This window comes from Sphingopyxis sp. (assembly GCF_035944815.1).
Classification (GTDB): domain Bacteria; phylum Pseudomonadota; class Alphaproteobacteria; order Sphingomonadales; family Sphingomonadaceae; genus Sphingopyxis.
The window spans coordinates 484,517-511,020 of sequence record NZ_DASZAU010000013.1; the positions used below are offsets into that span (position 1 = coordinate 484,517).

Annotated in this window: 26 protein-coding genes; 21 read left to right on the plus strand and 5 right to left on the minus strand. The window is 65.8% G+C overall.

What is annotated here, in order from left to right; genetic code table 11:
* Nucleotides 1-29 precede the first annotated feature (29 nt).
* The 5 genes from VGU00_RS19745 (at nucleotide 30) to VGU00_RS19765 (ending at nucleotide 7,353) form a co-directional block, all read left to right on the plus strand.
* Nucleotides 30-1,820: a copper resistance system multicopper oxidase gene (locus VGU00_RS19745; RefSeq protein ID WP_327471612.1), complete on the plus strand. Its 1,791-nt coding sequence runs from the start codon at nucleotides 30-32 to the stop codon at nucleotides 1,818-1,820.
* Entirely contained in the window at nucleotides 1,817-2,929 is a 1,113-nt protein-coding gene (locus VGU00_RS19750; RefSeq protein ID WP_327471615.1) for a copper resistance protein B, read from the plus strand. The genes VGU00_RS19745 and VGU00_RS19750 overlap by 4 nt, the downstream gene beginning before the upstream one ends.
* 275 nt (nucleotides 2,930-3,204) lie before the next feature.
* The gene (locus VGU00_RS19755; RefSeq protein ID WP_327471617.1) at nucleotides 3,205-5,907 is read left to right on the plus strand and encodes a TonB-dependent receptor domain-containing protein; all 2,703 of its coding nucleotides are present in this window, start codon (nucleotides 3,205-3,207) and stop codon (nucleotides 5,905-5,907) included.
* A 10-nt stretch (nucleotides 5,908-5,917) separates the two neighbouring features.
* On the plus strand, nucleotides 5,918-6,622 hold the full coding sequence (locus VGU00_RS19760; protein ID WP_327471619.1) for a PepSY domain-containing protein: 705 nt from the start codon (nucleotides 5,918-5,920) through the stop codon (nucleotides 6,620-6,622).
* The gene (locus VGU00_RS19765; RefSeq protein WP_327471621.1) at nucleotides 6,619-7,353 is read left to right on the plus strand and encodes a PepSY domain-containing protein; all 735 of its coding nucleotides are present in this window, start codon (nucleotides 6,619-6,621) and stop codon (nucleotides 7,351-7,353) included. Before VGU00_RS19760 ends, VGU00_RS19765 begins: the two co-directional genes overlap by 4 nt.
* Before the next feature lie 4 nt (nucleotides 7,354-7,357).
* Here VGU00_RS19765 and hutC read toward each other — a convergent pair whose 3' ends face one another.
* On the minus strand, nucleotides 7,358-8,146 hold the full coding sequence (gene hutC / locus VGU00_RS19770) for a histidine utilization repressor (protein WP_327471623.1): 789 nt from the start codon (nucleotides 8,144-8,146) through the stop codon (nucleotides 7,358-7,360).
* A 477-nt stretch (nucleotides 8,147-8,623) separates the two neighbouring features.
* On the opposite strand from hutC, the gene VGU00_RS19775 reads away from it, so the two are divergent.
* The 6 genes from VGU00_RS19775 to VGU00_RS19800 all read left to right on the plus strand — a co-directional run bounded on the left by VGU00_RS19775 (nucleotide 8,624) and on the right by VGU00_RS19800 (nucleotide 13,101).
* A complete protein-coding gene (locus VGU00_RS19775) occupies nucleotides 8,624-9,382 on the plus strand; it encodes an SDR family oxidoreductase (protein WP_327471625.1) in 759 nt (252 codons plus the stop codon).
* Nucleotides 9,383-9,411: 29 nt separating this feature from the next.
* Entirely contained in the window at nucleotides 9,412-9,837 is a 426-nt protein-coding gene (locus VGU00_RS19780) for a hypothetical protein (RefSeq protein ID WP_327471627.1), read from the plus strand.
* Between the two features lie 21 nt (nucleotides 9,838-9,858).
* The gene (locus VGU00_RS19785) at nucleotides 9,859-10,317 is read left to right on the plus strand and encodes a carboxymuconolactone decarboxylase family protein (protein WP_327471629.1); all 459 of its coding nucleotides are present in this window, start codon (nucleotides 9,859-9,861) and stop codon (nucleotides 10,315-10,317) included.
* Between the two features lie 59 nt (nucleotides 10,318-10,376).
* The gene (locus VGU00_RS19790) at nucleotides 10,377-10,961 is read left to right on the plus strand and encodes a glutathione S-transferase N-terminal domain-containing protein (protein ID WP_327471631.1); all 585 of its coding nucleotides are present in this window, start codon (nucleotides 10,377-10,379) and stop codon (nucleotides 10,959-10,961) included.
* A 77-nt stretch (nucleotides 10,962-11,038) separates the two neighbouring features.
* Nucleotides 11,039-12,259 (plus strand): bifunctional alpha/beta hydrolase/OsmC family protein, encoded by a 1,221-nt coding sequence (locus VGU00_RS19795; protein WP_327471633.1) that lies wholly within the window; start codon nucleotides 11,039-11,041, stop codon nucleotides 12,257-12,259.
* A gap of 89 nt (nucleotides 12,260-12,348) precedes the next feature.
* The gene (locus tag VGU00_RS19800) at nucleotides 12,349-13,101 is read left to right on the plus strand and encodes an SDR family oxidoreductase (protein ID WP_327471636.1); all 753 of its coding nucleotides are present in this window, start codon (nucleotides 12,349-12,351) and stop codon (nucleotides 13,099-13,101) included.
* A 5-nt stretch (nucleotides 13,102-13,106) separates the two neighbouring features.
* On the opposite strand, the gene VGU00_RS19805 is transcribed toward VGU00_RS19800, so the two are convergent.
* From VGU00_RS19805 to VGU00_RS19820, 4 genes are read right to left on the minus strand one after another with little or no spacing between them, the layout of a single operon-like run.
* Entirely contained in the window at nucleotides 13,107-13,526 is a 420-nt protein-coding gene (locus VGU00_RS19805) for a DUF1810 family protein (protein WP_327471638.1), read from the minus strand.
* A 12-nt stretch (nucleotides 13,527-13,538) separates the two neighbouring features.
* Nucleotides 13,539-13,823 carry a GNAT family N-acetyltransferase gene (locus VGU00_RS19810; protein WP_327471640.1) on the minus strand — a complete coding sequence of 95 codons (285 nt, stop codon included), beginning with the start codon at nucleotides 13,821-13,823 and terminating at the stop codon, nucleotides 13,539-13,541.
* Nucleotides 13,824-13,858: 35 nt separating this feature from the next.
* The gene (locus VGU00_RS19815) at nucleotides 13,859-14,578 is read right to left on the minus strand and encodes an FMN-dependent NADH-azoreductase (protein ID WP_327471642.1); all 720 of its coding nucleotides are present in this window, start codon (nucleotides 14,576-14,578) and stop codon (nucleotides 13,859-13,861) included.
* A gap of 12 nt (nucleotides 14,579-14,590) precedes the next feature.
* Complete coding sequence (locus VGU00_RS19820) at nucleotides 14,591-15,973, minus strand: PLP-dependent aminotransferase family protein (protein ID WP_327471644.1); 1,383 nt, start codon at nucleotides 15,971-15,973, stop codon at nucleotides 14,591-14,593.
* A gap of 329 nt (nucleotides 15,974-16,302) precedes the next feature.
* Between VGU00_RS19820 and VGU00_RS19825 the strand changes: the two genes are divergently transcribed.
* The 10 genes from VGU00_RS19825 (at nucleotide 16,303) to VGU00_RS19870 (ending at nucleotide 26,495) form a co-directional block, all read left to right on the plus strand.
* A complete protein-coding gene (locus tag VGU00_RS19825; protein ID WP_327471646.1) occupies nucleotides 16,303-18,276 on the plus strand; it encodes a ferritin-like domain-containing protein in 1,974 nt (657 codons plus the stop codon).
* Complete coding sequence (locus VGU00_RS19830) at nucleotides 18,273-19,022, plus strand: SDR family NAD(P)-dependent oxidoreductase (RefSeq protein ID WP_327471648.1); 750 nt, start codon at nucleotides 18,273-18,275, stop codon at nucleotides 19,020-19,022. The genes VGU00_RS19825 and VGU00_RS19830 overlap by 4 nt, the downstream gene beginning before the upstream one ends.
* Before the next feature lie 157 nt (nucleotides 19,023-19,179).
* A complete protein-coding gene (locus VGU00_RS19835) occupies nucleotides 19,180-19,830 on the plus strand; it encodes a response regulator transcription factor (RefSeq protein WP_327471650.1) in 651 nt (216 codons plus the stop codon).
* A 112-nt stretch (nucleotides 19,831-19,942) separates the two neighbouring features.
* Nucleotides 19,943-20,311 (plus strand): response regulator transcription factor, encoded by a 369-nt coding sequence (locus VGU00_RS19840; RefSeq protein ID WP_327471652.1) that lies wholly within the window; start codon nucleotides 19,943-19,945, stop codon nucleotides 20,309-20,311.
* Nucleotides 20,308-22,374 (plus strand): PAS domain-containing sensor histidine kinase, encoded by a 2,067-nt coding sequence (locus VGU00_RS19845; protein ID WP_327471654.1) that lies wholly within the window; start codon nucleotides 20,308-20,310, stop codon nucleotides 22,372-22,374. Before VGU00_RS19840 ends, VGU00_RS19845 begins: the two co-directional genes overlap by 4 nt.
* Before the next feature lie 190 nt (nucleotides 22,375-22,564).
* Nucleotides 22,565-23,458 carry a TauD/TfdA dioxygenase family protein gene (locus VGU00_RS19850; protein ID WP_327471656.1) on the plus strand — a complete coding sequence of 298 codons (894 nt, stop codon included), beginning with the start codon at nucleotides 22,565-22,567 and terminating at the stop codon, nucleotides 23,456-23,458.
* Nucleotides 23,455-24,858 carry an FAD/NAD(P)-binding protein gene (locus VGU00_RS19855; RefSeq protein WP_327471658.1) on the plus strand — a complete coding sequence of 468 codons (1,404 nt, stop codon included), beginning with the start codon at nucleotides 23,455-23,457 and terminating at the stop codon, nucleotides 24,856-24,858. The genes VGU00_RS19850 and VGU00_RS19855 overlap by 4 nt, the downstream gene beginning before the upstream one ends.
* Before the next feature lie 203 nt (nucleotides 24,859-25,061).
* Nucleotides 25,062-25,655 (plus strand): hypothetical protein, encoded by a 594-nt coding sequence (locus VGU00_RS19860; RefSeq protein ID WP_327471660.1) that lies wholly within the window; start codon nucleotides 25,062-25,064, stop codon nucleotides 25,653-25,655.
* On the plus strand, nucleotides 25,630-26,175 hold the full coding sequence (locus VGU00_RS19865; RefSeq protein WP_327471662.1) for an RNA polymerase sigma factor: 546 nt from the start codon (nucleotides 25,630-25,632) through the stop codon (nucleotides 26,173-26,175). Before VGU00_RS19860 ends, VGU00_RS19865 begins: the two co-directional genes overlap by 26 nt.
* Nucleotides 26,172-26,495, plus strand: a complete 324-nt coding sequence (locus VGU00_RS19870) for a hypothetical protein (RefSeq protein WP_327471664.1) — start codon at nucleotides 26,172-26,174, stop codon at nucleotides 26,493-26,495. Before VGU00_RS19865 ends, VGU00_RS19870 begins: the two co-directional genes overlap by 4 nt.
* Nucleotides 26,496-26,504 lie beyond the last annotated feature (9 nt).

Sequence of the window (26,504 nt, forward strand, 5' to 3'; positions counted from 1 at the left end):
GCAGACAGACGGTAACAATCAGGAAGATCATGCAGATAGACAGGCGTCGTTTCGTGAGCGGAGCATTGGGCGGCGGAGCGGCCGCCGCACTGGCGCCGTGGTTTCCGGCCTGGGCGCAGACGGTGTCGCCCGGCATTGCCTCGACCCTTCCCACCGTTTCGGGAAATGATATCAGCCTGCGTATCGCGCGCCAGACGATGCGGATCGACGGCAAGGTCAGCCGCGCGATCGGGATCAACGGCACCGTACCGGCGCCGCTCGTCCGGCTGAAGGAAGGGCAGGCCGCCCGCCTGACCGTCATCAATGAGCTCGACGAGGACAGTTCGATCCACTGGCACGGGCTGATCCTGCCCTTTCATATGGATGGTGTCCCCGGAGTCAGCTTTCCCGGCATCAAGCCGAAGTCGACCTTCGTCTATGAGTTTCCCGTCGTTCAGTCGGGGACTTACTGGTACCACAGCCATTCGGGGTTGCAGGAGCAACTCGGTCATTATGGCCCGATCGTCATCGATCCCGCGGGAGCCGACCCGATCGGATACGACCGCGAGCATGTCATCGTGCTGTCGGACCACAGCCGGCTGTCGCCGGAGGAAATCTTCCGCAAGCTCAAGGTCAATCCCGGCCATTTCAACATGCAGCGCCAGACGCTCGGCGGGCTGCTCGCGGGCAAGGACCAGCCGCTCAAGGATCGTATCGAGTGGGGCGCCATGCGGATGGACCCGGCCGACATCGCCGACGTCAGCGGGTCGACCTACAGCTTCCTCGTGAACGGCCATGGCCCGCGCGACAATTGGACCGGCCTCTTCCGGCCCGGCGAGCGTGTGCGGCTGCGCATCATCAACGCCTCGGCAATGTCGATCTTCAACGTCCGCATCCCTGGGCTTCGCATGACGGTGGTGCAGGCCGACGGCCTCAACATCGTACCGGTCGAGATCGACGAATTCCAGATCGCGGTCGCCGAAACCTATGATGTGATCGTCACCCCGGCCGAGGATCGCGCCTATACCCTCGTCGCCGAAGCCAATGATCGGTCGGGCATGGGACGCGCGACGCTGGCGCCGCGCGCCGGCATGGTCGCCGAGGTGCCGCCGCTACGCGAACGGCCGCTCGCGACCATGAAGGACATGGGCATGGGCGCGATGGCCAGCGCTGGCGATGCGTCGTGCACGGCCGAGCATGCCGCGATGGGTCATTGCACGCCGCCGCCCGCCGACGGCGGCGCCGTCGACCATGCTGCAATGGGCCATGGTTCGGGGGGCATGGACCACAGTATGCGCGATTTCAGTGTCGCGCCGCAGGTCAAGCGCGACCCGAGCGTCCAGTCGATCTCGCCGATGCCGGTCGATCGCATGGGTGAGCCGGGGCAGGGGCTCGAGGATGCGCAGCACAAGGTGCTCACCTATCACGACCTGGTCGCGCTCGAACGCAATCCCGACGTGCGTGCGGCGTCGCGCTCGCTCGACATCCATCTGACCGGCAACATGGAGCGGTTCATGTGGTCGTTCGACGGGGTGAAGATGTCCGACCATCACGAACCGATGCCCTTTGTCGAGGGCGAGCGCGTGCGGATCAACCTGATCAACGATTCGATGATGAGCCACCCCATCCACCTGCACGGCCATTTCTTCGAACTGGTCACGGGGAAGGGCGATCGTTCGCCGCGCAAGCACACGGTGCTCGTCCAGCCGGGCGGGACCGCGAGCTTCGACTTCACCGCCGACGCGCTCGGCGACTGGGCGTTCCACTGCCATCTTCTCTATCACATGCACGCGGGGATGATGCGCGTGGTCAGCGTCCGCCCGAAGGGAGACGGCGAATGACCCGGATCGCGCTCTTCCTCGCCGGCGTCGCGCCGTTCGCTTTTGTCGTCCCGGCGGCGGCGCAGTCGATGGATCATTCGGCGCACGCTGCGCCACCCGCGTCGAAACCCGCTTCCGACGCGCCGGCCTGCACGGCCGAACACGCGGCGATGGGCCATTGCACCCTCGGCACTCCGCCACCCGAAAGCGAAGCGCCCGACGCCAAGGCCGATCACGAAATGAAGGCGATGGATCATGGCGTGCCGGCGTCCGATCCCGACTGTCCGCCCGAGCATGCAAGCATGGGGCATTGCACCCCGAAACAGGCGCCTGCGCACGACGCGGCGGCCATGCCCGGGACGGCGGGCGCCAGCGGCACGGACCTGCCACCCGGCGATGCGCCCGCGCCGCCGCCGCCCGACGACTGGTACGCCGACCGCATCTTCCCGAAGGGCGAGATGGAGCATTCGCGCCATGCTATGATGCTCGAAAATGGCGCGCAGCAGGTCGGCTTTGTCAGCCTCAATCTTGCCGAATATCAGGCGCGCAAGGGACGCGACGGCTTCCGCTGGGAAGGCGAGGCCTGGTACGGCGGCGACATCAACCGGCTGACGCTGAAGAGCGAGGGCGAAACCGTTTTCGGCGAAGGCCTCGAAAGCGGTGAGGTGCAGGCGCTCTACAGCCGCGCGATCGGGCCCTATTTCAACGCGCAGGCGGGTATTCGGCAGGACTTTGGGGCAGGCCCCGATCGCACCTATGCGACAATCGGCTTCGAGGGGCTCGCGCCTTACTGGTTCGAGGTCGAGGGCGCGCTGTTCCTGTCGAACAAGGGCGATCTGCTCGCCCGGCTCGAGGGAAGCTACGATCAGCGCATCACCCAGAAACTGATCCTGCAGCCGATGGCCGAGGTGAACTTCGCGCTGCAGGATGTTCCCGAAAGCGGCATCGGGTCGGGTTTGTCCGACGTCGAGCTCGGTCTCCGGCTCCGCTACGAAATCGTCCGGGAATTCGCCCCCTATGTAGGCGTCGAATGGGCGCGCAAGGCAGGCGATACAGCGCGTTTCGCGCGCATGCACGGTGAAGACGCCGACAGCGTCAGCCTGGTTGTCGGGGTGAAAGCCTGGTTCTAGGTCTTGCGAGACGGACGCCGCCGAAAGCCGACCGAAGCATGGTCGTCGGCTTTGCACATATTCGATGATTACGCGCCCGACCCACCGGTCGGGCGCGTAATTTTATTACACGCACCGGTCGCCGGAGGCGGCTCGGGATAGCCCGCCGGGACGTGTGCGCAAGAAAGTGCATGCGAAGTGAGGGGTGAGGTCTCGCCGCGCGTATATCCAGCGTGCCTGTATATACAATCACGGCAGCTTGCGGCCACGCAGCGGCCAAAAAAGGGGGTTTCGCCATGATGATCAGAACAATGTTGCTTACCGGTGCCGCAGCTGTCGTTTGCCTGTCGACGCCCGCCCTGGCGCAGGAGGGCAGCGGGCCCGATGCGGGTGCTGCTAGCGTCGACAGCGCCAACGACATCGTGGTGACGGGATCGCGCATCCGTCGTCAGGATCTGGCCGGCGTCGGTCCCGCGACGGTTGTCTCGGCCGAGCAGATCGAAAACACCGGCCTCGTCAACATCGAGACCGTGTTACAGCGGCTGCCTGCCAATGCGGGCTTCGCGGGCAACCAGACCTCCGCCTATTGGGCGAACAACGGCTATGGCACGGCACAGGTCAATCTTCGCGGCCTCGGCATCAAGCGCACGCTCGTGCTCCTCAACGGCCGCCGCCTCGTTGCGGGCGGCACCGGCGCCAACTCGTCGCCCGACCTCAACATGATCCCCGTCGTGGCGCTGGCGCGCACCGACGTGCTCAAGGACGGCGCCTCGGCGATCTATGGTGCCGACGCGATGGCGGGGGTGGTCAATCTTGTGACGCGCACCGACTATGAAGGCCTGGGCCTCAGCGTGCGGCAGGGTATCACCGAAAAGGGCGACGGTTCGGATTTCACCGCCGACCTGATCTGGGGCGTCCGTAACGATCGCGGCGGCTTCATGGCGGCGGTAACCTATCAGAAGACCAAGGCGGTCAACATGGCGAGCCGCGCCCCTTGTTCGCTGGCCGAAACGACCCCGGGTGCATTGGGCTGCGTCAATAGCGCCTCGACGATCGGCGGCCGCGCGGTGTTGCCGAACGGCCAGCAGATCAACTTCAATCAGACCCTTGGCGGCGACGGCGATTTCTTCGAGCCCTACAGCGCGGCGAAGCATAATTTCAACTCGAACCCCTTCCTCAACGCCGTCAGCCCGGTCGAGCGCGTCAGCACGGCCTTCTTCGCCGATTATGACCTCACCGACACTATCGAGGCGTTCGGGGAGTTCCTCTATACCTTCCGCAAGTCGAAGCAGATCGCCACCCCGGGCACGCTCCGCAATCTCGCCATATCGGCAGGCAATCCGACCAATCCGACGGGCCAGGATATCGTGCTCGTCCAGCGCCGCCTCGCCGAGCCGGGCCCGCGGCAATTCTTCCAGGAAACCGAAACATGGCAGGGCACCTTTGGTCTGCGCGGCAAGTTTTCGAACGATTGGGCGTGGGAAGTCGCGGGCGCCTTCGGCCGCAATACCGGGGTCGACGGTTCGACCAATATCGCCAATCTCGAACGTGTCCGCAACACGATCGACACGACCAAATGCAGCCTGGCAGCCGGCGCGGCGATCCCGTGCGGCGACTATCTCGGCTTCGGTGACCTGACGCCGGAGGTGCTCGATTATATCCTCTTCACCTCGCGCGACCGCGGCGGCAACGAACTGGCGACCTTCACCGCCGACCTCAACGGCGACTTGTTCAAGCTGCCCGCGGGGCCGGTTTCGTTCGCGGCTGGCCTTGTCTATCGCAAGGAAAAGGGCTGGCGCGACCCCGATCCGCTGACCGTGCTCGGCATCGCGAACACCAACCAGCAGGACCCGATCTCGGGTTCGAGCACCGCGAAGGAAGCCTATCTCGAACTGTCGGTGCCGATCCTTGCCGACACGCCCTTCTTCCAATCGCTGACTGCCGGCGGCGCGGTGCGCTATTCGGATTACGACCTGTTCGGCAGCGACTGGAACTATAAGGCCAGCCTCGACTGGGTCATCAATGACAGCTTCCGCCTCCGCGGCACCTATGGCACCGGCTTTCGCATCCCGAATGTCCCCGAACTCTTCGGCGGGGTTTCGGAAGGCAATCTCACCACCACCGACCCCTGTTCGCGCTATGCGACAAGCGGCAATGCGACGCTGATCGCCAACTGCCAGGCGTCGGGCGTTCCCGCCAATTATGTCCAGCTTGGCACGACCATTTTGACGACGGTTGGCGGCAACGAAAATCTGAAGCCCGAAAGCTCGACGACCTGGACGGTCGGCACGGTGATCTCTCCGAAGGGACTGATCCCGGGCCTGTCGCTCACCGCCGACTGGTTCGACATCAGGATCAAGGACGCGATCCGCGCCATCCCGGGGTCGACCAAGCTGTCGATCTGTTACGCGAGCCAAAATCTGTCGCATCCTTTCTGCGACGATTTCACCCGCAGCCCGCTGACCGGCGAAGTGACCTTCCTGTCGGCACAACCGATCAACACCGGGCGCGAAGAGATGAACGGGCTCGACCTCGGCCTTGTCTACGCGGGCGGCATCGGCAGCGTGAATATCTCGCTCGACGTCAACCTGACCTACCTCAACAAATATGTCGTCCTGCCCTTCCCCGGCGGCGCGCCGATCGATTTCGACGGCTTCATCGGCGGCGGCAACGGGGGCTATTCGAAATGGCGCGGCTATGGCGTGCTCACGGCCGAGAAGGACGGCATCAGCGCAACCTGGTCGACCCAATGGATCGGCAAGGCGACCGATTTCAATGCGGCGCCGGGCGAGATCGGCTATCGCACGCCGAATGTCTTTTACCACAATCTGCAGCTCGCATACGAAATCGACGAGAAGACGCGCTTCCAGGTCGGGGTCGACAATCTCTTCGATCGGAAGGCGCCCTATATCCAGAGCTTCACCGATGCGAACACCGACACGATGACCTACGACCTGCTCGGCCGGCGCTTCTACGTCGGTTTCCGGACGGCGTTCTGAGGGACGGGACATGGCGATCCGTTGGCCGCTTTTCATCCGCCGGACCCATAAGTGGCTGGCACTGGTCGTCGGTATCCAGGCGCTGCTCTGGACGCTGACCGGTTTCTACATGGTGGCGGTGCATATCGACATCATCCACGGCGATGATCTGGTGCGCTCCCCGGCGGTCCAGCCCTTCGACCTCGATGGCCTTGCCACGCCGTCGAAGGTCGTTGCGGCCGCGCCGGGGGTGTCCGAGATTCGTCTCCAGCGCTTTTCGGGAGAGACGGTCTGGCGCGCCGAGACGCCGGAGGGCGCGCGGCTCTTCGACGCGCGGACCGCCGAACCCATCCCGCCCCTGACCGCAGCGCAGATCCGCGAAGCGGCACGAAGCATCTATACCGGCGACGGCAAGATCGTATCGGTTCGCCTGTTGACCGAGGCGCCGCAGGAAATGCAGGCGCGCAAACCGCCCTATTGGCAAGTCGAGTTCGAAGGCTGGAACCGGCCGACGCTCTATCTGTCGCCCCAAACCGGGGAACTGATCTCGCGGCGGCACGCGCTCTGGCGGGTCTTCGACTTTGCGTGGATGCTGCACATCATGGATTATGACGAGCGGACCGACGTCAATAACCCGCTGCTTCGTGTGGCGACATGGAGCGCCTTTGCAATGGCCGCGACCGGCGCGTGGTTGCTGATCTGGTCCTTCCCGCGCCGCAAGAGGAAAAAGGCATGAAACGCTTCCGGCTGACGCCGCTCTTTTTCCGGCGTATCCACAAATGGGTCGGCCTGATCCTCGGCCTCCAGTTCCTGCTCTGGGCGTTGAGCGGCTCGGTCATGGCGCTGCTCGACAAGGACAAGGTCGGGGGACATGGCGGCGGAATGGGGCATTCGCATCCGCTGCCGCCCGGCGAATATTTCGACATCGCGTCGTTGCCGCGCGGCGAGCCGATCGAGGGGCTGATCCTCCGCGATCTCGGCGCGCGCGCGGTCTATGAAGTGCACACCGCAAAGGGCGCGCGGCTGATCGATGCCACGACCGGCGAGCATATCCGCGTCGACCAGCAACTCGCGCGCGACGTCGCATCGATGATGAATGACGCGCCGGTGCGGGCGGTCAGTGTGCTTGCGAAGGCCAATCTCGAAGCGCGCGACTTCGACGGCGCGATGTGGCGTGTCGATTTTGCCGACACCGAAAACAGCAGCGCTTATGTCTCGCTCGATACCGCCCGGTTCCTTGTCATGCGCGGCGACACATGGCGCACCTGGGACTTCTTCTGGATGCTCCACAATATGGACTATGTGAACCGGAAGAGCTTCAATCATCCGCTGATCATCACGGTGGCGTTCGGTACGCTCTGGCTGTCGGGGACCGGATTCTATCTGCTCTTCAAAAGCTTCAGTCGCGCCGATTTCCGGTGGTTGCGCCGGCGCCGCAAGCCTGTCGCGACGCGCATCACCTCCTGAGGCGTCAGTCGTCGATCGAGAAGGCGGCCGACAGCTCGAACCGCGTTCCGGGGTGCGTCAGCCATGCGTGGCTGACGAGACGCCCGCCGCTCCAGGTACGGCGCATCATGCGCAGCACAGGCTCGCCCTCGACCAACCCCAGCATCGCATGCGTCCGCGCGTCGGGCATCATCGCGCTCACCCGGTGCTCGACGCGTTCGAGCGGCGCGATGCGTGTCAGATATTCGTTCGGCGTCATCTGCGTGAAATCGATCCGGCCATAGTCGGGCGCGACCGACGCAAGGACGAAGCGTTCCTCGAGCTGAATCGGGAATTCGGCCTCATGGTGGATGATCACCGAATGGAATAGCCGCGTACCGACCGGAACGCCGAGCAAGGGCGCGGTTTCGGCGGTTGCGCGTTCCTCGCTGTTCTGGACGACACGCGCACGATAGTCGTGACCGCGTTCGCGTATTTCTTCGGCGATATTGCGGATTTCGATCATCTGCCCGATCGGCTGGGGTTCGGCGATGAACGATCCGACCCCCGCGCGGCGGACGATGATGCCCGACGCCTGGAGTTCGCGCAGTGCGCGGTTCGCGGTCATGCGTGAGACGCCGAACCGATCGACCAGCTCGGATTCGGAAGGCACTCGGTCGCCGGGTTTCAACCGACCCTCGCGCGCGGCATCCGTGATGCTCTGCTTTATTGCCGCGTAACGTGGCGCGGAGCGGATATCGCGCGCCGGTGCTTCCATTCCCTCCTGTTTTGCGGATTTCCGTTTCCCGGGCGGTGCAAGCGAACGAAACGTCATCCCCCGTATATACAGGTTGCAACGGCCCCTTTCCAAGCCCTATCGAAGCAGCGAGCCCCGGCTATCGCAGGCGTCGCCGTGGCCGACCATCTGCGGGAAAGAGGGGAAGCCGGACAGGTAGGATGCTCGCCTGCCAATTCGTCGGCCATAGGGAGAAACCGGAAAAACCCCTATGTTCATCATCCCTGTCGAGTCCGATTAACACGGCTTCGCAATTCCGCCGCCCGAGGGGGCGCAGTCGTGAGACGGATTGCGCTGGGGAGGGGGTTACGCAATCCGTCTCCGCCCGTCTTTTGGATCACGCGCGCACCCCGGGTAAGATGCGAGAGATGACGGGGGCATTGTACCAAGCCGCCCGTTGCGCGCCGATGGTACATTGGCATTCGCATCTCTCGGGCCTCCACCGCCTGGTGCGTCATGGCTAGCTTTCCAGCGACCGGACGCGATCGGCGCCCGCAGCAAGGGAAAGGCAAGGCCATGAAGATCGTCGTGATCGGCGGAACGGGGCTCATCGGCTCCAAAGTTGTCAGCAAGCTGGACGAGCGCGGGCATCAGGCGGTCGCCGCCGCGCCCAACACCGGGGTCAACACGTTGACCGGCGAAGGGCTGGCCGAGGCGCTGGTCGGCGCCGACTTCGTCGTCGATCTCGCCAATTCGCCGACCTTCGACGAGGCGGCGATCGACTTTTTCGAGACGGCCGGGCGCAATATCGCCGCCGCAGAAAAGGCCGCAGGCGTGCGTCACCATATCGCGCTGTCGGTCGTCGGAACCGAAAAAATGGGCGTCAGCCCCTATTTCCTCGCCAAGCAGGCGCAGGAAAAGCTGATCCGCGAAAGCGGCATTCCCTATACGATCATCCACGCGACGCAGTTCATGGAATTTCTTCGCGGCATCGGCCAGTCGGCGGTCGTCGGCGACGCAGTCCATCTGTCGCACGCCTATATCCAGCCGATGGCCGCCGAGGATGTCGCCGAAGCGGTGACGGCCGTCGCGCTCGACGCCCCGGCGAATCGCATCGTCGAAATCGGCGGGCCGGAGAAATTCCACCTCGACGAAATCATCGGCAAGGTGATGGCTTTCGACGGCGACACGCGCCCGATCGTGACCGACCCCGAGGCGCGCTATTTCGGCCTGCGGCTGGAGGATGACTCGCTGATTCCGGGCTCCGATGCCAAGCTCGGGTCGACGCGCTTCGACTGGTGGCTGGAAAACGTCCCGCCGCCGCCGAAGAGATAATCCATATCCGCGATCTGAGGGAGATCATCATGCTCAAGAATATTTGCCTCTGGACAGCCATCATCCTCGGCATCGGTGCCGAAGCGAACGGGCTGTTCATGCTCTGGTCGCCTGCCGACTGGTATTTCGCAGTCCCGGGCGTCACGACGACCGGCCCGTTCAACCAGCATTTCATCCGCGATATCGGCCTCATCTTCCTCTTCGTCGGGACCGCCCTGCTCGTCGGGGCGTTCCGCCCGCAATATCGCGTGCTGCTGTGGACAGCGTCCACGCTTTGGCTCTGGGGCCATGCGCTGTTCCATTTCTGGGAAGTGGCCGTCGGCATCTGCGGACCCGACGCGCTTGCCCGCGATTTTCCGGCGGTCACGCTGCCGGCGATCCTGACTGCATTGCTCAGCCTGTGGGCGGTTGCAGACGCCCGCCAGACGCGGTCGGGCGATGCCGCGACCCAGTAATCGTCAATAAGGAGACGCATAATGACCCCCCGCATGAACATCTTCCAGGCCGCGCCCGACACGATGAAGGCGATGCTCGCCGTCGAGGCGTCTTTCGAAAATTCGGGCCTCGAGCACAGTCTGGTCGAACTGGTGAAGCTGCGCGCATCGCAAATCAACGGCTGTGCCTTTTGCATCCATATGCACGTGAGGGATGCGCTCAAGCATGGCGAAAGCGACATGCGCATCCACCTGCTCGACGCCTGGCGCGAATCGCCGTCCTTCACCGACCGCGAACGCGCGGCGCTGAACTGGACCGAGACGCTGACCCGCATCGGCAAGACGCATGCCCCGGATGCCGATTATGAACGGCTGAAGGCGCATTTCGACGACAAGGAAATCGGCTATCTGACCGCCGCCATCGCTGCGATCAATTTCTGGAACATCGTCCAGATCAGCCTTCGCGCCGTTCATCCGGTCGAACAGGTCGCCGCGGCCTGACGACCCGGGCGCCGGACAGCATGACCCCGCCGTCCGGCGCCCTCCTGAGGAGATAAGCGATGAAACTCTATTATTGTCCCTGGGCCTGCAGCCTTGCCGCTCATATCGTGCTCCACGAAGCCGGCGCGCCGTTCGAGAGCGAGTCCGTCGACATCCGGACGAAGATCACCGCGAGCGGCGCCGATTTCAACGCGGTCACGCCCAAGGGCTATGTGCCTGCGCTTCGTATCGATACGGGCGAGCTGGTCACCGAAAATATCGCGGTGCTCGACTATCTGGCGGGCGTCTATCCGCGGTTCGCGGTCGACGGGCCGCTCGGCCGCACCCGGCTGGTCGAAGCGCTCGCCTATATTTCGACCGAGCTCCACAAGAGCTTCAAACCCTATTGGCACAATGGCACCGACGCGCAGAAAGCGGCGGCGAGCGCTTATATCACCGCGCGGATGCGCTATCTCGGCGATACGGCGCGGGGCGATTATCTGTTCGGCGACGAACCGAGCGTCGCGGACTATTATCTGTTCGTGAACACGCGCTGGGCCGAACGGTTCGGGGTCGAGATCCCGACGGCGATCGCGGCGATCCACGCGCGGCTGAACGCGCGCGCCGCGGTGCAGGCGACGCTCGTGGCCGAGGGGCTGGCCTGACCCGCGCCGCTTTCTCTCGCCTCACCGCTTTTTATGCTAGTCGGTTTCGATCAGCATAGCAGCGACCGGAGATATCGATGCCCACGCGTCCGTTCGATTTTCTGAATGCCGCCGGCAACCGCCTGTCTGGCCGGCTCGAACTTCCCGTCGGATCGACGCGCGCCTGGGCGCTGTTCGCGCATTGCTTTACCTGCGGGAAGGACAATATCGCCGCGGTCCGGATTTCGCGGCGGCTTGCCGGTGCGGGGATCGGTGTGCTGCGGTTCGATTTCACCGGGCTCGGCAAGAGCGAGGGCGATTTCGGCGCCGCGGGCTTCAGCCATAATGTCGACGACCTTGTCGCCGCTGCGGGCGCGATGACCGGCGCGGGCATGCCGCCCATGCTGCTGGTCGGACATAGCCTGGGCGGCGCGGCGGTCGTGGCGGCAGCAGGGTCGCTGTCGGGCGTCCACGCCGTCGCGACGATCGCCGCGCCGTTCGACGTCGAACATGCGCTGCACCAGTTCGACCCCGACGGGCTGCGGATGATCGAACGCGAGGGCAGCGGGGTCGTCGCGATCGGCAGCCGACCTTTCACCGTGCGCCGCGAATTCGTCCAGAATCTGCGCGAGCAGGATCAGGGTGCACGCCTTGTCGCACTCAAGCGGCCATTGCTGCTGCTTCATTCGCCGATCGATCAGGTCGTCGGCATCGAAAATGTCACCAGCATGTATCTCGCGGCCAAACATCCCAAGAGCTTCGTCTCGCTCGATGGGGCCGATCATCTGCTGACCAATGCGCGCGACGCCGATTTCGCCGCCGACATGATCGCGGCATGGGCTGGCCGCTATCTGCCGGCGATGCCGCCGACCGCGGCGAGCCATTTCGATGCCGAAGCCGAAGAAACGCGGCTCGGGAAATTCCAGCTCGCGATGCGCGCAGGCAAGGCGGCGTTCATCGCCGACGAGCCCGAAAGCGCGGGCGGGCTCGGATCGGGTCCGACGCCGTTCAACCTGCTGTCGGCGGCACTGGCCGCGTGCACGACGATGACGCTGCGGCTCTATGCCGATCGCAAGGGGTGGCCGGTCGACCGGATCCGCACCGGCGTCACGCATCGCAAGGAAGCGGGGACCGAAAGGCCCGACATCTTCAGCCGCCGCGTCGATATCGAAGGGGCGCTCGACGATGCCCAGCACGCCGAACTGATCGCGGTCGCCGATCGCTGCCCGGTCCATCGGACGCTCGAGACCGGGTCGCGCTTCGAGGCGACCGAAGCCGGCTGGGCGGAGCCGCATGCGGAGGAGCCGCCGCCCGCTTAGTGCAGGGCGATTGTCGCCTCTCGGTCCTGCCCCTGCGGTTTGTCCGCGCCTAACATCCGTGGAGCAATCGCATCGCGGAGTGGAGCGCCATGAAGATCACGATCATCGGAGGAACCGGGCTTATCGGGCGCCGGCTCGCGCGGTCGATGCGCGAACAGGGCCATGACGTCGTCGTCGCGGCGCGCGCGAAGGGCGTCGATACGGTCAGCGGGCGCGGGCTTGCCGAAGCGGTCGACGGCGCCGAGGTCGTCGTCGATGCGTCCAACTCGGGCTATGGCGATGCCGCCGACATGCAGCGCTTCTTCGCCGCATCGAGCGCCAATATCGCGGCGGCGGCGCGCGCGGCTGCGGTGCGGCATGTGGTCGCCCTGTCGGCGGTCGGCGCCGACCTGCTCGCAGGCGGATATTTCCGGGCCAAGCTTGGCCAGGAAGCGCGGATTGCCGAAGGTGGTGTGCCCTTCACGATCGTGCGATCGACGCCCTTTTTCGAATTTGTGTACAAGATCGTCGATGCCGGCGGCGAAGGCGACCGGATGCGGTTGCCGCCCGTGACGATGCAGCCGATCGCGGCGGACGACGTCGTCCGGGCGCTGGCGCGCATCGCGACCGAACCGCCCGCGAACGGCGTGATCGAGATTGCCGGGCCCGACCGCTTCGCGCTTGCCGAGCTCGGGTTGGCCATGTTGACGGCGAATGAGGATCCGCGCGCGATCTCGGTCGACCCCGACGCGCTTTACTTCGGCGCGCGTTTCGAAGGCGAGCCGCTCATCGGTGGCTCCCAGCCGCGGCTTGCGCCGACGCGCTTCGAGGACTGGCTTCGCGACTGGATCGCGCTGGCCTGACGAACCTATTCCGCGCGGAGGCGGACGATCGTTTCTTCGTCGACTCGATTGTCGAACCAGGTCATCAGCACCGATCGGAGCAGCACTTCGTTCGTCGCCTCGGCAAAGAGGGTCAGCGAGGCATGGAGCCGGGCTGCGTCGGTATCGCCGAACACGTCGTGTGCGCTTGTGCGGACCAGTTTGAACAGCGTCTCGACGCACTCGCGATAGCGGTTGCCGAGCAGCGGAAAGGCGAGATAGGCGGCCGCCGCGTCGAGCGAAGGGAGCGCAAAGGCTCCGGCCGCATCATCCGCCGGCGCGAGGCGCGGAAAGATGAAGTCCATATAGGGCGTGCACATCGCGCCGCGCCGCAGGATGTCGAGCGCATCGTCATAGGTATCGGCCTGTGCGGCGACGAAGCGGTCCAGACGATATTCGTCGATCATGGCGGGCCTCGCTCAGCCGGCGACGACGTCGGCAAATTCGGGATGCCGGCCGAAGAAATTGACCATGAACTGACAGCGCAGCACGGCTTTCTTGCCCGCCTGACGCATCAGGTGGACGGCGCCTTCGGCCAGCTGCGACGCGATCCCCATGCCCCAGAATTCGGAGGGCACTTCGGTGTGGATCAGCACCAGCCGCCCTTCCTCGTCGACGCGGTAGAAGGCCGCGGCCGTCGAACCGTCGGGCAGGTCGAGTTCGAAACAGCGCTTTTCGACATTGTTGATGACTTCGGCGTCCATGGTCGTTCACCTTGCAGGAAAGAGACCCGGACAGTTTAGGCGGCGCACCCTCCGGCGACAGACCCAAGGGCTGCGGATATGCCTGTACCGTTGGCGCGGGGCAGGGGCGTGTGTTGCGGGCGATCGTGGCCGGCCCAGTCGTCGGCGATGCCGGTCAGTTCGCGCCGGGCGCGTTCCAGCGCCATGTCGCGTTCGAGGGCGCGGGCGAATTGCAGCGGCTGGGCATCGACGAATTGCGGGTCGGCAACGCCGATGAAGCCGAAGGCGGCGCGCAGCGCGGGCGTCAGCGCATCCATTGCGGCAAATGGGGTTCCGGGGCGAAGATCGACGCCGCGTGTCGTCACGAACAGCACCTTCTTGTCACCGAGCGTCCCGATATAGCGCCCGTCGTCGGTCGCGACATAGGTCAGCCCGCCGCGCACGATCGCATCGACGAAGGCCTTGAAGGCGGCAGGCATCGTCCAATTGTGCATCGGCATCGCGAACAGCAGCGCGTCGGCCGCGAGCAGGCGCCGGCACAGGGCGTCGGACGTCGCGAGCACTGCGCGCATTTCGGGCGTCCGTTCGTCCTCGGGTGTGTAGGTCGCGGAGGTGAAGACTTCGGTCATCGGCGGCAGCGTTTCGGCTGCGAGATCGAGATAATCGACCGCCAGTGCCGGAAGGCGGAGGCGCAATTGATCGACGAAGAAATGCGACAGCGCGCGCGAACTCGACATCGCGCCCTTGGGACTCGTATCGACGTGCAGCAATTTCATCTTTCGTTCCTTTCAGGCCGCGCGCGCCGGCACAGGCACGGCGGCCGGATCGTCGATCAGCGTCGCTAGTGCGTCGCACGCCTTGTCGAGGATTTGCGGCCGCAAATTGGTGACGCACAGCAGCAACCCGGGCCGCGCTTCGGCCGGATTGGCGTACCAGACCGACAGCGGGCAGGGCGCGACGCCGAGTTCGGGCGCATGCTTCGCCAGCGCGACATCGTCGAAATCACGCGGCAGGTGCGCGACGACCGCGAGCCCCGCAAAAGCGTCGACCGCGATCGACGGATCGAGCCGCGCGTGCAAATCGTCGCGCCGCTGGCGGTACAGCGCCTTCATATGGCGCAGGTGACGCAGGAAATGCCCGTCGGCGAGGAAATCGGTGAGCGCGAGCTGGGTGGTCACATTGGGCGCGGGGTTGAGGTAACCCGCAACCTCGCCAAAGCGCGCGGCGAGCGCAAGCGGCGCGACGACGAAGCCAAGGCCGAGCGAAGGGCTGATCGTCTTGCCGAAGGTGCCGATATGGATGACCCGGCCGGCGGGGTCTTCGGCCGCCAGCGCGGGGGCGGCGCGGCCGCCGAGCTGGAGCTCGCTGAGATAGTCATCCTCGACGATCCAGGCTTCCTCGCGCTGTGCCCAGGCGAGCAGCGCACGCCGCCGTTCGGGCGAGAGGGTGACGCCGGTCGGCGCCTGCTGCCCCGGCGTGACGATCGCCAGCGCGGCGTCGGGGGCGGCGCGAACGCCGTGGTCGACGCGGATGCCCTTGGTGTCGACGGGAATCGGGACGGCTTTGAGGCCGGCGATGGCGAGCGCCATGCGCGCGACCGGATAGCCGGGGTCTTCGACCCACGCCGTACGCCCTTGGGCGCCGAGCGCGAGCAGGGTCAGGCTGAGGCCGTTCTTGTAGCCGCTGGTCAGGACGATCTGGTCGGGGTGGCAGCAGATGCCGCGCGTGATCGCAAGTTGCGCCGCGATCTGCGCGCGAAGCTCGGGCTCGCCGCGCGGGTCGGACGGGCCGACGGGCGCCATCGCATTGGCGCGCACCGCGCGCGTACGCAGCCGCGCCCACAGCTTGTGCGGAAAGGCATCCTGCGCGGGGACGCCCATCTGGAAGGGCAGTGGCTTCAGCGAGAAACCGCGTTCGAGGTCCTGCAACGGGCGTGGGATATCGATCTGCCGTACTTCGGTCGGGCGCGGCGCGGCGCGTTCGGCGACGCGGGTGCCGGCGGCGCCGGCCGAATAGACGAGGAATTCGTCGGCGAGCGCTTCATAGGCGGCCTTCACCGTCCCGCGCGACACGCCGAGCTGCGCCGCCATGTCGAGCCAGGACGGCAGGCGCGTGCCGGGCCGCAACCGCCCTTCGACGATCGCTGCGCGCAGCGTGTTCGTGATCTGCATGGTAATCGGTGTCGTTTGCGAACGGTCGATCGTTATCGCGACCCGTCCTCCATCCCATGGTGCACTCATCTCATCACCCCTTGGTACTGGCGAAACCCGTTTGACGATCTGGAGGCTATGCCCCTGCCGCGGGTGCTGTCGAGACGGGGGGACCCTATGCGAAGGTAGGGGGTGCGCTGCCTCGCGGGTTAGGATTCGCCCCGTTGCTTCCCGCTTTTGCGCTGGATTTGGTACAATCGGCTTTTCATTTCTCGCGCCTCACCCGGTCGGGTCGCGCTGCCTATCTTGCCTGTCATCCGGTCGGTGCCGGCCGCGCGAGGAGGGCCAGAATGGAAAGCAGAACCGCAGTGAGCCGTGAGAAGATCCTGCACGCGCTGTATGAGGCGGCCGAACTCGAACAGAATCTGATGTGCACCTATCTCTATGCCGCCTTCAGCCTGAAGGACGGTGCGAGCGAGGGGCTGGGCGCGGCCGAAGCCGAGGCCGTCGCGCGCTGGCGACGCGCGATCCTCGACGTCGCGATCCACGAAATGAGCCATCTGGTCGCGGTGTGGAATATCACCGCAGCGCTCGGCGGTGCGCCGCAGTTCGGTCGGACGAACTTCCCGCTCGATCCGGGCTATCTGCCCGCGAGCATCACGGTGAAGCTCGCGCCGTTCAGCGCGGCCACGATCCAGCATTTCATCTTCCTCGAACGGCCCGAAACCTCCGGTGAGCCCGATGGCGACGGATTTGTCCCCGCCGATGCACCGACGCGCACGCCGGTGGCCCCGCGGCTGACGCCCGCCAGCTACGACTATGCGACGATCGGCATCTTCTACCGGACGATCGAGGCCGACCTGCGCGCGCTCGCGGCCGCGATCGGCGAGGAGGCGCTGTTCTGCGGTGACCCCGCGTTGCAGATGTCCGAGGCCGAGGTCGGCCTTGCCGGTGCGCGGCTGGTGACCGACCTCGCGAGCGCGCTCGCCGCGCTGACCGAAATCGTCGAAGAGGGCGAGGGCGCGCCCGCGCACCGCGACGGTTCGCATTTCCAGCGGTTCGTTACCGTGCAGGCCGAACTGCGCGAATTTGTCGCTGCCGATCCAGGGTTCGCGCCGGCGCACCCGGCCGCGGTCAATCCGGTGCTGCGCAAACCGCCGCGGCCCGAAGGGCGCGTCTGGCTCGATGATCCGGACGCGGTGGCGACGGTCGATCTCGCCAATGCCATCTATGCGCTCGCGCTGCGCCTGCTCGCGGGGGCCTATGCCGTGCCCCGGCCGAATCCCGACAAGGCGCTGTATACGGGCGCCGCGATCGGGCTGATGCACGCGCTGACGGCCGTTGCCGAGCGCGCCGCGCGCCTGCCGGCGGGGCCTTCGAACCCCGGGTGCAATGCGGGTATTTCCTTCACCGCGCTGCGCGACGCGGCATCGTTGCCGCCGGGCGCCAGTGCGCGGCAGCTCTATGTCGAGCGCGCCGAAGAATTATGCGCTGTCGCCGAGGGGATGGATCCCGCCGACCCGCGCTGCGACCGCGCCGCGCGAATCATGCAGAAACAGGCCGCGCGGCTGCGCGATGCGCCGGTCGATGCCGCTGCCGCCGCGCCGATCGCGGCGCCCGCGCCCGCGCGAGCGGTCCCGCCGCCGACCTCGGCGGGCGGGGTCGATCGCGTCGAGGGGCAGGAGGTCACGGTGATGTTCGACGGCAAGCGCTGCATCCATGCGCGCTTTTGCGTGACGCAGGATCCCGCCGGCTTTCTGGCCGATGTCGACGGGCCGTGGATCGATCCCGATGCGACCGACGCCGATTATCTCTGTTCGGTCATTCGCCAATGCCCGTCGGGCGCGCTGTCATACGAGCGCCGCGATGACAAGGGCGAGCCGGTACCGCCGGCGAACCTCGTCACGCTGCGCGAGAACGGCCCCTATGCGGTCCGCGCCGAGATGATACTCGCGGGCGAGAAGGCGGGCTATCGCGCGACGCTGTGCCGCTGCGGCGCGTCGAAGAAGAAGCCCTTCTGCGACAAGTCGCACAAATATATCGGCTTCGTCGCAACCGGCGAGCCGCCGACGCGCGATACCCCGAAACTCGAGGTTTGCGGCGGACCGCTCACGATCGATCCGCTGGACGACGGTCCGCTCCGGATAAGCGGCAATCTCGAAATCCTGAGCGGGACGGGACGAAACGTCGCTTATGCCCAAAGCGCGCGCCTCTGCCGCTGCGGCGCGTCGAATACCAAACCCTTTTGCGATGAAAGCCACCGCAAGATCGGGTTCCGCAGCAGCTGGACCCGACATCTCTCCCCAACGAAAGGTCCGACATGAAAAGTCTTGAGAACAAGGTTGCGATCATCACCGGCGGCAACAGCGGCATTGGGTTCGCGACGGCGAAACTTTTTGCCGCCGAGGGCGCCCGCGTCGTCGTTACCGGCCGCCGCCAACAGGTCGTCGACGCGGCGGTCGAGGAAATCGGCGCCGGTGCCATCGGTATCCAGGGCGACGTCGCCGACCCCGGCCATCACGCCGCGGTCGCGGATATCGTCCGCGAACGCTTCGGCCACGCCGACATCTATATGGCGAATGCGGGGGTCAACACGATCACGCCGTCGGGGCAAGTGTCCGAGGCCGAATATGATGCGCAATTTGCAATCAACGCGCGCGGGACCTTTTTCGGGATCCAGAAAATCGCGCCGATCCTGCGCGACGGGGGATCGATCATTCTCGTCGGATCGCTCGCCAGCGACAAGGTGCTCGAAGGCCATGCGGTCTATGCCGGCACCAAGGCCGCGATCGGTGCCTTTGCCCGGAGCTGGGCGCTCGAATTCAAGGACCGCGCGATCCGCGTGAACATGCTGAGCCCGGGCCCGACGGAAACCGCGATCCTGGAGAAGCTGGGGGTATCGCCCGAAGATCGCGGCGCCTTTGTCGAGATGATGTCGGGTGCGATCCCGCTGGGCCGGCTCGGCCGGCCCGACGAGCTTGCGCGCGCGGCACTGTTCCTCGCGTCGGATGCGTCGAGCTTCGTTACCGGGATCAACCTGCGCGTCGACGGCGGCATGGCGCTGCTGTGACCCACGCCGCGCCGTTCGGCGGAGCAGGTGCGAAGGCGCTTGCTCCGCGAACGCCCGATTTGTATGATATCTGGCAACGCGATCGGGGGAGCGTTCGACGACAAATCGATCCCTGCCTGCGCGGTGTCCCAAACTCCCTAGTTCCAAAGGCCCGGCCATGATCAGCACCGCCGCCAGCGAAGAAGCGCCGCTTGTCCTGATCGTCGATGACGACGCCGAGGTGCGCACGGCGATCAGCGAACTGATGCTGTCGGTCGGGATCGATTCGACCTGTTACGGATCGACGCGCGAGCTGCTCGAATCGCCGCTGCTCGACCGCGCCGGTTGCCTCGTTCTTGACGTTCGCATGCCGGGGTCGAGCGGGCTCGATCTCCAGCAGCATCTGACCGCTGCCGGCATTTCGAAACCGATCGTGTTCCTCACCGGCCACGGCGACATCCCGATGTCGGTTCAGGCGATGAAGGCGGGCGCGGTCGACTTCCTGACCAAGCCGGTGCGCGACCAGACGCTGCTCGACGCCGTCGTCGCGGGGGTCGAGCGCGACGTTGCCGAGCGGGCAAGCGCACGGATCGTCCAGCAGCATGTCGAGCGGTTCGCGACGCTGACCCCGCGCGAGGGTCAGGTAATGCGCGAGGTGGCGCGCGGCCGGCTCAACAAGCAGATCGCCTATGACCTCGGTATTACCGAGATCACGGTCAAACTGCACCGCAGCAATGTGATGAAGAAAATGCAGGCGGCGTCGGTCGGCGAACTGATCCGCGCATGGGAAAAATTGCCGCTCGCGCTGCGCGAAAACGGCACAGCCTAGACTTTGGTATGGTTACAATGCGTTACAAGCTCGGCAACTATGGCCTCGTTGACCAATCCGGTCGTGATGAAAAGGGCCGAGCCGCTTGCCGCGTATTCCTCTTGTCGCAATCGTGGACGACGATGAATCCATCCGCGAAGCGCTGTGCGATTTGCTGATGGTGGCGGGGCTGGCCTGCTGCACTTTTGACGGTGCACCGGCGTTCCTCGCCGATCAGGGCGCCCGCGGCGTCGATTGCCTGATCACCGACGTGCGCATGCCCGGAATGTCGGGGCTCGACCTGCTCGAGCGCGTTCGGGCTGGCGGATCGAACCTGCCCGTCATCGTACTGACTTCGGTGCTCGACCAGAGCGCGCGGGCGCGGGCGCTCGAACTCGGGGCGCAGGCCTGGCTGACCAAACCGGTCGCCGACGATGCGCTTCTCGATCAATTGAAAGCGGCGATCGGCAGCGAAGACTGGCCGGGTGAGCCGGGGCAGTGAGTCCCGATCCGCCCGGCGAGCCCGCGGGCCCCGCGCGAACCGAGCCGCTCTATGTCGCGGCGCGGGTCTCCGAACCCGATATCGCCGATTTCGCATCCGAAAGCGTCATCATCTTCGATGTCGACGGGGCGATCCAATATTGGAATCCCGCATCGGAGGCTCTTTATGGCTGGCCCGCGATCACGATGGTCGGCCGCGGTATCGGCCATCTGTCGACGCGTAGCGAGAATGAGCGCGAACATTGGCGCCTGCTGTTGCAGGAAGGAACCTGGCACGGCGTCGTCAGTCGCCGCACGCCGTCGGGAATCCATATCGTCGTCGACATCCGCCAATATGTCCGCTTCGCGCAGGACGGCACGCCGCGCGACGTTATCGAATATGGCCGGCAATCGCTGAGCGACAACGGCATCGACGGCGCGGGATGGCATATTCCCGACCGTTTGATGGCGGCGGGCTGGGAAGTCGATGTGTCGGGCGCCGGGGCGCTGATCGCCGAAATCGCGCGGCTCAGGAAAGAGGCGAATGCCGACGAAAAGCTGCTGCATGCGCGCCATGTCGAGCTCGTCGAGGCCGCGCGCATCGTCAACGTCAACGAACGGACGATGCGGCTTGTCGGGGGCAATCGCGGGCGCGACCTGATGATCGGGCAGCCGGTTGCCGGTTTCTGGCCGCTCGAAAGCCGTAAGGTCGCAGGCGAATTGTTCGCCGATGCGATGTTGGGGCAAACCGAAGGCGCGACCCATCGGCGGCAGATGCCGTCCGACGGCATCCTGAGGGACCCGCTTGTGACGGTGTGGCGCGCCGATGAGCCCGGGCGGCTTTATGTTGCGGTCAACGGGACGGTCGACGACGACCGGTCCTATCTTTACCTGCGCGCCAGCGAGGCGCGATACCGCAAGCTCGTCCACCATATGCCGGTGGCGCTGTGGCAGGTCGACGCAAGCCATATGGGGCGGATCTACAACGATATCCGTGCCACAGGCGTCACCGATTTTTGCGCCTATCTCGACGAGCATCCCGAGCTTGTCGACCTCGCGGCGGCGACGGTGCGCGTAACCGACGTCAACCGTGCGGCGGTACAGATGTTCGGCGGTGGCAGCGCGCTCGATCTGATGCGGCCCGTCGGATATCTCTTCACCGTCGCCCGCCATTCGCTGCACAATGTCATGATCGGACGCTTCAAGGGGCAGGAAAGCCATCATGAGGTGACGAAGATCGAAACGTTCGACGGCCGGGTGCGCGATGTGCGGATGTCGGTCACCTACCCCAAGCAGGTCGCCGAGCTGGATGTCACCATCTTCAGCTTCGAGGATGTGACCGAGCATATGAGCATCGAGGCCGAACTGCGCCAGTTGCAGGCCGATTTTACCCATGCGGCGCGCATCTCGATGCTCGGTGAACTGACGACCTCGATCGCGCACGAAGTCAACCAGCCGCTCGCCGCCATCGTGACCAATGCCGAGACGAGCCTGCGCTGGCTGTCGCGCGTCGACCTCAACGTCGAAAAGGTCCGCGAACTGACCAGCCGCATCGCCGCGAGCGGGCGGCGCGCCAGCGACATCGTGCAGCGCATCCGCGGCATGGCGGCCAAGCGCCAGCCCGAGCGCGTCGCGCTCGACCTGAACGACGTGGCGCAGGAGTCGCTGCTGTTTGTGCGTCACGAAATCGAATCGCGATCGATTCGGGTCACCACCGATTTCGCACGCAACCTGCCGACGGCCGTCGGCGACCGGATCCAGCTTCAGCAGGTGATTGTGAACCTGCTCGTCAACGGCGTCCAGGCGGTCGAGGAGCGCGGCGAGGGCGATCGGCGGATCGTCATGCGCACCAGTGAAAAGGATGGCCAATTGGCGCTGACGCTCCGCGATACCGGCCCCGGTATTCCCGGCGAGGATATCGAACGGATATTCCAGGGCTTTTTCACGACCAAGGACAGCGGGATGGGGATCGGTCTCGCGATCTGCCAGTCGATCGTCGCCGAGCATGGCGGATCGATCTCGGCATCCAATCATCCCGATGGCGGGGCCGAATTCCGCTTCGTCATTCCCGCAGCTCCGGCCTGATCGGCAGGACGCGCGCGATCAAGCCCTTGGAGTCCGGCCGCTTCGGCCGCCGGACCGCGCAGTCGGTCGCACCTTTCGCGCGGGCGGCCGCACTTCTTCTTGTCAATTAAAATAGTTGAATTATCTTCCACGTTCCGGGACGTAATCCGAGTCGACCGATCCGACCCGTTTCTGACCGAAAGGACCGCATATGGCCACGCAGCTTTCGATCCCCGACCTGTTCGACGCCGCCCGCGCGCTGGGCATTTCGATTTCACCCTCCACTCCCACCATCGGTGCCGAAATCTCGGGCGTCGACCTCGACCGACCGCTGACGACCGCCGAAGCCGAGTTGCTGCGCGCCGCCTGGTTGCGTTTCAAGGTCGTCTTTTTCCGGGACCAGGACATCAGTCATGAAAGCCATGTCCGGCTGGGCCAATTGTTCGGAGAGCTTGAGGGCCATCCGGTAATCCCGTCGGTCGACGGTTATCCCGAGATACTGAAGATCGAAGGCGTCGAGGGGGTCCAGCTCACCGCCGAGACGCTCGCGCCCTTTCAGGCCTATAATAAATGGCACACCGACGTGACCTTTCGCGAGCGACCGTCGATCGCGTCGATCCTGCGCGCGCGGCACCTGCCGCCGCTTGGCGGCGATACGATGTGGGCCGACACCGTCGCCGCCTATGCCGGGCTGCCACAGCCGGTGAAGGACCGGATCGAAGGACTCGAGGCCGAGCATGATATCGTGCGCAGCTTCGGTGGACGCGTGAGCGAGGAGAAGAAGGCGCAGCTGGCGAGGGATTTCCCGCCCGTCCGCCATCCCGTCGTGCGGCGCCACCCCGAAACGGGCGAGAAGATCCTCTACGTCAACTATACCTTCACCAGTCGCATCGTCGGCGTCGGAGAGGAGGAGAGCGACAGCCTGCTGCGCTTGCTGTTCGACCGGATCAAGGTACCCGAATATCAGGTGCGTTTCCGCTGGACCCCGAACGCGATCGGTATCTGGGACAATCGGTCGACCCAGCATTATGCGGTCGGCGACTATTGGCCCGAATATCGCCTGCTCGAACGCGTGACCGTGTCCGGGGATGTGGTCAGCCGATGAGGATGATCGAAGCGCAGCTTCATTCGCCGCGTCCGCGCTTTCGCACCGCGACGCGTGTCGCGATCGTCGGCGCCGGTTTCTCTGGGACCCTGCTCGCGATCAACCTGCTCGAACAGCCCGCTGTCGAGGTGTTGCTGATCGAACGCGACCGGCACCGCATGGGCGCCGGGGTCGCGTACAGCAGCACCGAGACGTCGCATCTGCTCAACGTCCGTGCGGGCAATATGAGCGCGTTCGCCGACCGGCCCGACCATTTCTGCGACTGGCTCGCCGCACGCGGGCTTGGCTGCGAAGCGGCATTCGTGACGCGCGCGACCTATGGCCGCTACCTGCGCGAAACGCTGCGCGCGGCGATGGAGACCTATGGCCGGCGGCTGAAGCTCGTTGATGACGAAGTGCTCGATATCGAGGAGCGGGGCGGGCAGGTCACGCTCGGGCTTGTCAATGGCGGGCTAATCGAAGCCGACCGCGCGGTGCTGGCGATCGGCAACCTGCCGCCGCACGACCCGCCCGCGATCGATGGCGCGCATCTGCCCGCGCACCGTTATATCGGCGACCCTTGGGCCAGCGCGTTCGAGGACGGGCTGGACAAGCAGGCGCCGGTGCTGGTCGTCGGCACGGGGCTGACCGCGGTTGACGTGATCCTGCGGCTTGTCGCGCACGGTCATGAAGGGCCGATCACCGCGCTGTCGCGCCGCGGGCTGCGCCCGCACCGCCACATCGACGGCCTGCCGCGCCCGAAGCCGGTGCTTGCCAAGCCCGCGCCCGACCTTTCCGAACTGGTGCGCTGGGCGCGCGAAGAGGCTGGCGACCGCGACTGGCGGCTCGTCGTCGATTCGATCCGCCCGATTACCCAGATGATGTGGTCGGCCGCCGATGCCGACAAGCGCGCGCGCTTCCTGCGCCACCTTCGCCCTTTCTGGGACGTTCACCGCCACCGGCTTGCGCCCGAGGTTGCCGACCGCATCGACGCGCTGATCGCGTCGGGGCAGCTTCACTTCCGGGCGGGCAAGATCGCCGACGTGGCGGTCGAGCCCGACGCGCTCGCCATCGCGTGGTTGCCGCGCGGCGAACCGGACCCCGTGACGACGCGCGCCGCCCGGATGATCAACTGCACCGGGCCGCAGGGCGATTTGTTGCGGTCGTCGGACCCGCTCGTACGTCGCCTGCTGGGCGCGAGGCGCATTCGCCCCGATGCGCTGCGGCTCGGGCTCGATATCGACCGCGACGGCCATGTCGTCGATGCGGCGGGCCGGTCGTCCGAGCATATTCTCGCGATCGGGCCGATGACGCGCGGCGACCTGTGGGAAGTCGTTGCGGTGCCCGATATCCGCAACCAGGTCAGCGCACTCGCCCGCCGTCTCGTCAATGCGCATTGGACCGGCGGCGAGGGGCTCTAGTCGCCGCTCGCGAAAAATTCTTCACGCGCGCATCCAACGGCAGGCTTCGCGTCGTCCAGTCGATGACCGGCCATTGCGCCGGTCCCGGCGGCGACATCGCGCGGCGGCTGATCGGCTCTCCCCGGTGCGGATCATCCTCGCTTGCCCGGCGTCGCCGCCTGTGGTTTCACGATGCCCGGTGCGGCGCGAAGGAGTGAGAGAATTTGGACCAGTTGATTGCCACCGCGGCCGCCGCCGCTCCGCCGCCCGCCGCCATCCCGCAAGCGGTCGCCGCAGCGCCGGTGACGCTGCCGCCGCAGACGATCAATCCGGCGGACGTCGCCGCCTATATCGATCCGCGCGACATCGCCGCCTATCTGCCCGCCCCGCCGCCAACCACCGAGCTGGTCGCGGTGAGCACCCATTTCTTCCATCTGATCGAAAATATCACGCTGGTTGCGCTGTTCGTCGTCGGCTTTTTTCTACTCGCGCGACTGCTCCATGCGTGGATGCTGCATCGCTCGATCCGCCGCGCGCTCGAAGGCAAGTCCGACGCGGTCGGCCCGCTGATCGACAAACTCAACAAGCCGTACGAACATATCGGCGCGCAGAGCGCCGAGGCGCCGGCCGATGATCGCAACGCGCTGGTGCTGATCGCGATCGGCCTCGCGATGGCGGGCTTCGGGCTGATCCAGGGGCATGAGCAGCTGATCCGCGCCGCGGTCGGCGCGGCGCTGTTCCCCGCCTTTGTCGGTGTCGCGCTCCTCGTCCGTCGCCGCCTTGCGCGTGCCGTTGCCGGGGAGCGCACCGCTGCGTGATGAGGAAGATTGGGCCCTCAACCAGCGCGTCGTCGGGGGAGATCGCGCCGCTTTCCAGCTTCTCGTGCTGCGACACGAGGGCCGGCTGCGTGCCTTCCTTGCACGTGCCGCCGGGAGCGATGCCGACGATCTGGCGCAAGAGGCCTTCGTCCGCGCCTGGCAGCGTGCGAGCGATTTTCGGGGCCAAGGAAGCTATGCGGCGTGGGTCATGGGGATCGGCTGGCGCCTGTTCCTCGACCAGCGGCGCACCGCGCGCCGACGCGAGGGGCTGGCAGCGGGTGAAGCGCATGTCGACGCGACCGACCCGCACCCGGCCAGCGACGCCGCGATCGACGCCGACCGCCTGCTTGCGGCGCTGTCGGTGCAGGAACGCGCTGCGCTCACGCTCTGTTTCGGCCATGGCTGGTCGCACGGCGAGGCCGCCGGTATCATGGGCGTGCCGCTTGGAACGCTCAAATCGCTGGTCTTGCGCGGCCGGGCCAAGGCGCAGAAGATGAGTGGCGGAGGAACGGACGCATGACGGTCCCGCACGAACAGGACATCGACGCGATGCTGGCCGCTTTGCTGGCGCCGCCCGCCCGGCCGGGCGATCGCGGCTTTGTCGCCGGCGTCGAACGCGCGATCGATGCGCGGGCCGCCTATGCCGGTGCGCGCCGTCGTTTCTGGCGTAGCTTCGCGTTCGAGACGACCGCCATCGGCGCGCTGCTGGCTGCGATATGGCTCATGTCGTCTGCCCCGATGCTCGCGCCGCTCGCCGGCGGCACCCATTGGGGTTTCGCACCGCCGCTGCTACTGATCCTGTTGCTCTGGTTCGGGACGCAGCGCTGGCGCCAGACCTGACCGGCGCCC